8 protein-coding genes are annotated in these 6,677 nt (G+C 47.4%); 6 read left to right on the top strand and 2 right to left on the bottom strand.

Features of this window, described 5'->3' with window-relative positions:
* Positions 1-398 precede the first annotated feature (398 nt).
* The 3 genes from CFT61_RS15095 to CFT61_RS15105 all read left to right on the top strand — a co-directional run bounded on the left by CFT61_RS15095 (position 399) and on the right by CFT61_RS15105 (position 3,266).
* Positions 399-1,631, top strand: coding sequence for a site-specific integrase (locus tag CFT61_RS15095; protein ID WP_089545226.1), 1,233 nt, complete (start codon positions 399-401; stop codon positions 1,629-1,631).
* Between the two features lie 64 nt (positions 1,632-1,695).
* Positions 1,696-2,907, top strand: coding sequence for a site-specific integrase (locus CFT61_RS15100; RefSeq protein WP_089545227.1), 1,212 nt, complete (start codon positions 1,696-1,698; stop codon positions 2,905-2,907).
* Positions 2,904-3,266, top strand: a complete 363-nt coding sequence (locus tag CFT61_RS15105) for a hypothetical protein (protein ID WP_089545228.1) — start codon at positions 2,904-2,906, stop codon at positions 3,264-3,266. The genes CFT61_RS15100 and CFT61_RS15105 overlap by 4 nt, the downstream gene beginning before the upstream one ends.
* Before the next feature lie 238 nt (positions 3,267-3,504).
* Here CFT61_RS15105 and CFT61_RS15110 read toward each other — a convergent pair whose 3' ends face one another.
* Complete coding sequence (locus tag CFT61_RS15110; RefSeq protein ID WP_089545229.1) at positions 3,505-3,813, bottom strand: helix-turn-helix domain-containing protein; 309 nt, start codon at positions 3,811-3,813, stop codon at positions 3,505-3,507.
* Between the two features lie 82 nt (positions 3,814-3,895).
* Positions 3,896-4,207 carry a helix-turn-helix domain-containing protein gene (locus tag CFT61_RS15115; protein ID WP_008656559.1) on the bottom strand — a complete coding sequence of 104 codons (312 nt, stop codon included), beginning with the start codon at positions 4,205-4,207 and terminating at the stop codon, positions 3,896-3,898.
* A 397-nt stretch (positions 4,208-4,604) separates the two neighbouring features.
* On the opposite strand from CFT61_RS15115, the gene CFT61_RS15125 reads away from it, so the two are divergent.
* The 3 genes from CFT61_RS15125 (at position 4,605) to CFT61_RS15135 (ending at position 6,629) form a co-directional block, all read left to right on the top strand.
* Positions 4,605-5,084, top strand: coding sequence for a DUF3408 domain-containing protein (locus CFT61_RS15125; RefSeq protein ID WP_071122670.1), 480 nt, complete (start codon positions 4,605-4,607; stop codon positions 5,082-5,084).
* 184 nt (positions 5,085-5,268) lie between these two features.
* Positions 5,269-5,682 carry a plasmid mobilization protein gene (locus tag CFT61_RS15130; protein ID WP_089545231.1) on the top strand — a complete coding sequence of 138 codons (414 nt, stop codon included), beginning with the start codon at positions 5,269-5,271 and terminating at the stop codon, positions 5,680-5,682.
* Positions 5,679-6,629 (top strand): relaxase/mobilization nuclease domain-containing protein, encoded by a 951-nt coding sequence (locus CFT61_RS15135; protein ID WP_089545232.1) that lies wholly within the window; start codon positions 5,679-5,681, stop codon positions 6,627-6,629. Before CFT61_RS15130 ends, CFT61_RS15135 begins: the two co-directional genes overlap by 4 nt.
* Positions 6,630-6,677 lie beyond the last annotated feature (48 nt).

Genomic DNA, 6,677 nt, shown 5'->3' on the forward strand with positions numbered 1-6,677 from the left:
CGAGAAACTGTGATAACTGTTATTGTGATAGCTCTTTGATGGAAAACTATGGTTTGTGATCTGCAAAGCTATGGTTTCTCTTTATCAAAATTATGAGTTAGTTTTTTTAACATAAAGCTCTAAAGCAGCCAAAAGAGAATAAGAGAGGTTGGAACGTAAACTGTTGGGAATGAGTAGATTTGCACAAAGTTGCCAAATCGGCATAAAGCAAGCGAGTGAGGAATATTGAAGTAGTTCAGTTACTAAATCGTGAGCCACAGTTACCTATGCAAAGCAGGTAACAATGCGGAAAGGCAACTTTGTGCATCAACGGATTTTATTGCGCTGATTCTCAATGTTTTGCGTATCAAGGAACGCTTACAAAATGATTATATTTGCACACTCAAAATGTAAGCGTTATGAAAATCGAAAAATTCAAGGTGTTGCTCTACCTAAAAAAGAGCGGATTGGACAAGAATGGAAAAGCTCCCATCATGGGACGCATCACGGTGAACAGGACTATGGCGCAGTTCTCCTGCAAGTTGTCTTGCACTCCATCGCTTTGGAATCCTCGTGCCAGCCGATTGGAGGGCAAGAGCAAGGAAGCCGTGGAAACCAACAAGGACATCGGGCAGTTGTTGCTTTCCATCCAAAAGGCTTTCGATGTGCTTGTGGAAAAGAGAACGGACTTCGAGGCTAAGGATGTCAAGGAGGCTTTGCAGGGTAGCGTCAAGACACAGACCACCCTTCTCTCCTTCGTGGACGAGCATATCAGTGAACTCAGTACCCATGAGGGCATCGATATGTCGAAGAGCAGTGTCTGGACTTACAGAAAGATTCGCAAGAATCTCGCTGAGTTCATCGGGGAGAAGTATAGGTTGACTGATTTGGCTTTCGGACAGCTCACCGAGCCTTTCATCAGTGACTTTCACCATTACTTGCTTGACGAGAAAGGCTTTTCATCAGGAACCATCACCATCTATGTGTCGCTCTTCAAGAAGATGTGCCGCATCGCCTTTGAGCGAGGCTTGTGCAAGACCCTGCTGTTCGCCCATTATCGGGTTGGCACTCCAAGGGTTACGACACCCAAGGCTCTCAGCATGTCTGATTTCATAAAAATCCGTGATGTGGAACTGCCCGAAGACAAACCGAGACTATCCGTTAGCCGTGACCTGTTTCTTTTCGCCTGCTATGCAGGAACAGCCTTCATAGACACCGTTTCCATCACGAAAGCCAATGTCAAGGTGTTGGAGGATGGCGACAAATGGCTCATCTATAACCGCAAGAAGACCGGAACACTTGCCAGGGTGAAACTCCTGCCCGAGGCGTTGGAGCTGGTGGCAAAATACGAGGACGGGGCAAGAGATACCCTTTTCCCATTGCTGAGCACGAATCGTGTTCGTATCGATCTCATCACCATCTGCAAGTTGGCGGAAACGAGCAAGACCTATTCCTACCATTCGGGACGACACTCGTTCGCCAGCCTCATTACGCTGGAGGCTGGTGTGCCGATGGAGACCATCTGCAAGATGCTCGGTCACAAGGATGTGAAGATGACGCAGCGGTATGCGAGAGTAACCCAAAAGAAGCTGTTTGAGGACATGGACAAGTTCATCGCTGCAACCGAGAAGGACTTTATTCTCGCATTATGAACAAGGCTTTCAACTTTTCTTTTTACAGTTTCAACTACATTATTATATTATAAGGACAACAACTATGAGCAGAAGTACATTTTCAATTTTGCCTTACATCAACAGACAGAAGGTGAAGGCAGACGGAACAGCCAACATACTTTGCCGCATCACCGTTGACGGCAAAAGTGCAGCCATTTCCACAGGCATATCCTGTACACCACAGGAGTGGAACGCCAAGAAGGGAGAGGTACGGAACGCAAGGGACAACGGACGATTGGCAAGTTTCCTTGCTGGGGTCAAGGATAAATACAACTCACTTCTTACCGCCAATGGCATCATCACCGTGGAAATGCTGAAGGCTGTGTTGAAGGACAAGGACACGACAGGAAGGTTCTTGCTGAACTTTGGTGATACCATCGTGGAATGGTATCGAACCTCAAAAGCCAGACAAACCTTCCTGCACAAGCGGACATGGCAGAAGAACCTGAGAGCCTTTGTCCATTCGTTGGATAAGGACGACATCGCCTTTGAGGACATAGACGAGAATTTCGGGGAGGAATACAAGCTATTCCTGAAACGAGACCAGGGACGCATAGACAGCTACGTGAACCATTGCCTTCTCTGGCTGAACATGTTGATGTACAAGGCAGTGGACAGGAGCATTATCCGCTTCAATCCCATAGCCAAGATAGGGTATGAGAAGAAGGCAGCCCCGAAGATGACCCATATCAGCAAGGCAGACTTCATCAAGATGCTCTCTACCCCGATGGCTGACGAGCGAACGGAGCTTGCACGCAGATGTTTCATTTTTGCCTCGCTCACCTCCTTATCCTATATAGATGTAAAGAAACTGTACCCTCACCATATCAGTGAGAACTCCGAGGGTAGGAAGTTCATCCGCAAGGAAAGAGAGAAGACAGGCGTGGAGTTCTTCGTGCCGCTCCATCCGATAGCCGAGAAGATTCTTTCGCTCTACAATACCACGGACGACAGCAAGCCTGTTTTTCCACTGGGTGAGAAGAAAGACATCTATCTTGATGTGCATACCCTTGGAATGGTGCTTGGCATAAGTAATAGGTTGGGATTCCACGCCAGCCGCCATACATTCGGAGTCTTGATGCTCAACGAGGACATTCCCATCGGCAGCATAGCCAAGATGATGGGACACGCAGACATTACAAGCACACAGGTCTATGCGCAGGTTACGGAGCAGAAGATTTCAAATGATATGGATAAGCTTATTGCCAAGCGAGAAAGGAACAGATTGTCGAACGAAAAAACTATTGGAAAATGAACAGAGGAGTTATAACTATCAGCGAGAGCGGAACGGTATCCATGCCGACCGATACTGTATGGATGACCATGCAGGAGATTGCCGACATGTATAATGTGTTCGGCTGCTATGTGCGCAAGGCTGTCAAGGCTGTATTCAAGGACGGCATTCTGAAAGAGCAGGGTGTGCGTCGTCATGTCAGGAAGAACGACCGCATCAGCTATGATGTGTATAGCCTAGAACTCGTCATTGCGGTAGCCTTCCGTATTGACAGCATTGAGAGCAGAGCCTTTCGGGAGTTCATTATGCAGTCCGTCATAGACAAGCAGACAAGCCGCACTAAACTGGTCTGTATCTTTACAGAGAATGCAATGGCATAGACCTGCCATAAAGCAACGTTCCTTGGAGGCTTTGCGCCTCCAGCCACTTGGGCGAACCACTGCAGTGTGTTTTAGCATGGTATTAGATTTATACAGGTAACACAAATGATACTCGGCAAACACGACCAACTCGGTATAGCCAATAAAATGAGGCGACAACCTATAACAGCCACGCTCGGTAAGTTATACGTTGTCGCCTTGTTCATTTCACCCCACTCATCAAGGACATGTATTTCTCCTACAAGCCCTTCATTCTGTACGCCTCACGATAGTTAGCCATCAGAATCTTCTGAATGTCGGACTCGCGGTAGAGTATCTTTCCGCCAAGCTGGATATACGGGATGACACCGTTGTTTCGGTAGTCCTGCAGGGTTCTTCGGCTCAGTTGCAGCCTGGCACAAAGCTCCTTGTCCGTCATGAAGCGCTCACCGCCAAGCATGGGGCGGTAGTTCTTCACGGCACGTTCAAAATTGTCAACCATTCGGTTGAGGTGGTTCACGATGTGGTTCATCCACTCGCTGTTTCTTGTCATTACTTCATTGCTCATAGTTGTCTTGTTTTATTGTTGATACTTACGTTACTCGGTTTACTTGCTGCATTGGATAAAGTGGCTGTTGTATATTGACAGCCTAACCTGTGCGCTTGCGAAAGCGCATGTCCTTTTTCTTGTCCTCCACTACTGCTACGATAGCCATCACGTCCTCAGGCTTGTAGTAGGTCTTGTGGCTGATTTGCGTATAAGCCAAAGTTCCGTTGTCCCGAAGCGTCTGCACTGTCCGTGGGCAGATGTTGAGCGTCTGACACACGTCCTGCGTGTCGAGCCACTTGTTCATGGTCTTGTCCTCACTGCGCTCACGGATTCTGTCCATGCGCTTCACGAAGTTCTCCAACTGGGCATCAAGATAGTTGAATGCCTCTTCCTCGAATACGATGAATCCCATACTTTTCTTTTTTCTAAGTTAATACTATGTTATATGTCGCAAAGCTCCACGCATATGCTGTGCTCCACGTTTGTGAGTGCAAAGATAAGGCACGGCAATCTAAAAACAAGCGTTTTCAATTTCTGTGGCAGTATGTTGCCGGGGTTTGCCGACTTCAACGCCAAAAACAACAAGAAAAACTTGCACGACTGCAACGAATACATGAACAATGATGAGTTGAGAAATACGTTGAAGTTCTCACAACTATCTCGGTATGCAAATAAGCAAGCCACAACTAAATTGCCACGTTACACCCAATCAGTTGCATGGCTGCACTCAGTACACTTACTTTGCACCCGACAATCGGTCAATGGTGCAAACCGTGACCACTATATTAACAAATAAAACAGCATAAGCTATGGCAAGAACAAAAGAAACGAAAATGTTTCCTGAACAGCAGGAGAAAATGACACAGGAGGTGATGGCTTCGCTTCACCCATCCACTTATGGTAAAGACTATGCCCAAAAACATAGCTCTTTCTTTGAAGAGGTGGAGAACTCCGATTTAGAAGTTGTGACAGAGAATGTGGCTGCAACAACCTCCAACATGGAGGACGAGCTTACGAACGAGGTTCAATCGCCACCGAATCCGCAGAAGCGCATCAGTGGCAAGCAGCGCAAGGCGACATTAGAGGAGTATCAGCAGACCTTCCTCCAAGTTCCAAGGATTGACGACCGCAAGCCAGTCTTCGTCAGTTCCGATGTACGAGACCGTCTTGATCGAGTCGTCCGCATCCTTGGAGGGAGGCGCATGAGCGTATCGGGCATCATCGAGAACATCGTGCGCCACCACCTAAGCCTTTATGAAGAGGACTTCGAGGCTTGGCGCAAATTGTGAGAATTAAGGTCTGCGACCTTGGGCGTGGATAGCTGAAAGGCAGTAGTTCCAACTAACGTGTTCTGAGAGGGAGCGAGGTTATGTTTTGGGAACCCCAAAACGCCTCGCTCCACCATGATGGCGGAGGAATTTTGCTCCCGGCGGTCGCAGAAAGTAAGTGTACCAACTGTAAACAGTATATCGAATGACAAGCATACATGAACAGGACAAGAAAAAGGGCGGAAGACCGCCCACAGGCAGGGTTCGCAAGTTGTCGAAGTCTGTCACGGTGAAGTTCTCGAAGCCAAGCTACGAGGCATTGAGGCTGAGGGCGAGAAAAGCCAATCGCAAGTTGGCGGAGTACATCCGTGAGTCCGCCTTGAACGGCGAGGTGGTCAGCGGACACAACGCTGAGACGGTAGCCATCGCCAAGAATCTCATTGGCATGGCGAACAACCTCAACCAACTTACCAAGCTGTCGCATCAGAGAGGTTTACATGAAACTCATGTGTATGTGGTGGACTTGTTGAGAAGATTGAAAGAAATCCTTGGCGAGTATCGCCAAGCAAGTCCAAAATCGAAGCCATGCGGAATAGGCAGAAAGGAGGATGCCACATGATAGGCAAGCTAAAGAAGGGCAGCTCATTTGCTGGTTGCATCCGCTATGTTACAGGCAAGGACGAGGCTAAAATCCTTGCTTCCGATGGCGTGTTACTCGGCACAAATGCCGAGATAGCGCAAAGTTTTGAGCTACAAAGGCAACTAAATCCAAGGATTAAGAAGCCTGTGGGACACATTGCATTGAGCTTCAAGCCAGAGGACAAGCCACGTTTGACGGATGAGTTCATGGCTAAGATAGCCCTTGAATACATGCAGATGATGGGCATCACCGATACCCAATTCATCATCGTAAGGCATCACAACACGGACAATCCACATTGTCATATCGTATATAACCGCATCAATAACGAGGGCAAGCTCATATCAGACAGGAATGATTACAGGCGTAATGAGCAAGTGACCAAGGCTCTAAAATCCAAGTATGGACTGACCTACGGAACGGATAAGAGCAAGACTAATACTCGTAAATTGCGCAATGCTGAGCGTGTCAAATACGAGATTCACAATGCTGTCAAGAGCGCATTGAGAATGGCAGATAGTTGGGACGAGTTCAAAAGTGAACTTGCAAAGCGAGGTGTTCACTTAGAGTTTGTCTATAAGGATAAGGAGCGAACAAAGGTTCAAGGCATCCGTTTCTGCAAGGATGGATATAGCTTCAAGGGTACGCAGATTAGCCGAGACTATAGCTTTGGCAAACTGAATGCGAGATTAGAGGGAACGGAGAACCTTTTATCAGCAAGTGCCAACTCTGCTCAGCAATATGAGCAGGGCTGTTGCAAGAATGAGCAGGAGCCAGCCATATCGGAGAGCAGCCAGGACCCTTGGGACGGTATTTCTTCCATTGGACTTTTTGCTCCAGCCAATGCTCAGACCTTTGAGACATTCCCAGAGGATGAATCAGTCAAGAAGAAAAAGAAGAAACGCAGAAGAGGCTTTAGCCTTTGATGTAAGTTACAAACCATTCAAACAACAAAAGAAATATGAAAGAAGAAC

Source organism: Segatella copri (genome assembly GCF_002224675.1).
Classification (GTDB): Bacteria; Bacteroidota; Bacteroidia; order Bacteroidales; family Bacteroidaceae; genus Prevotella; species Prevotella copri_U.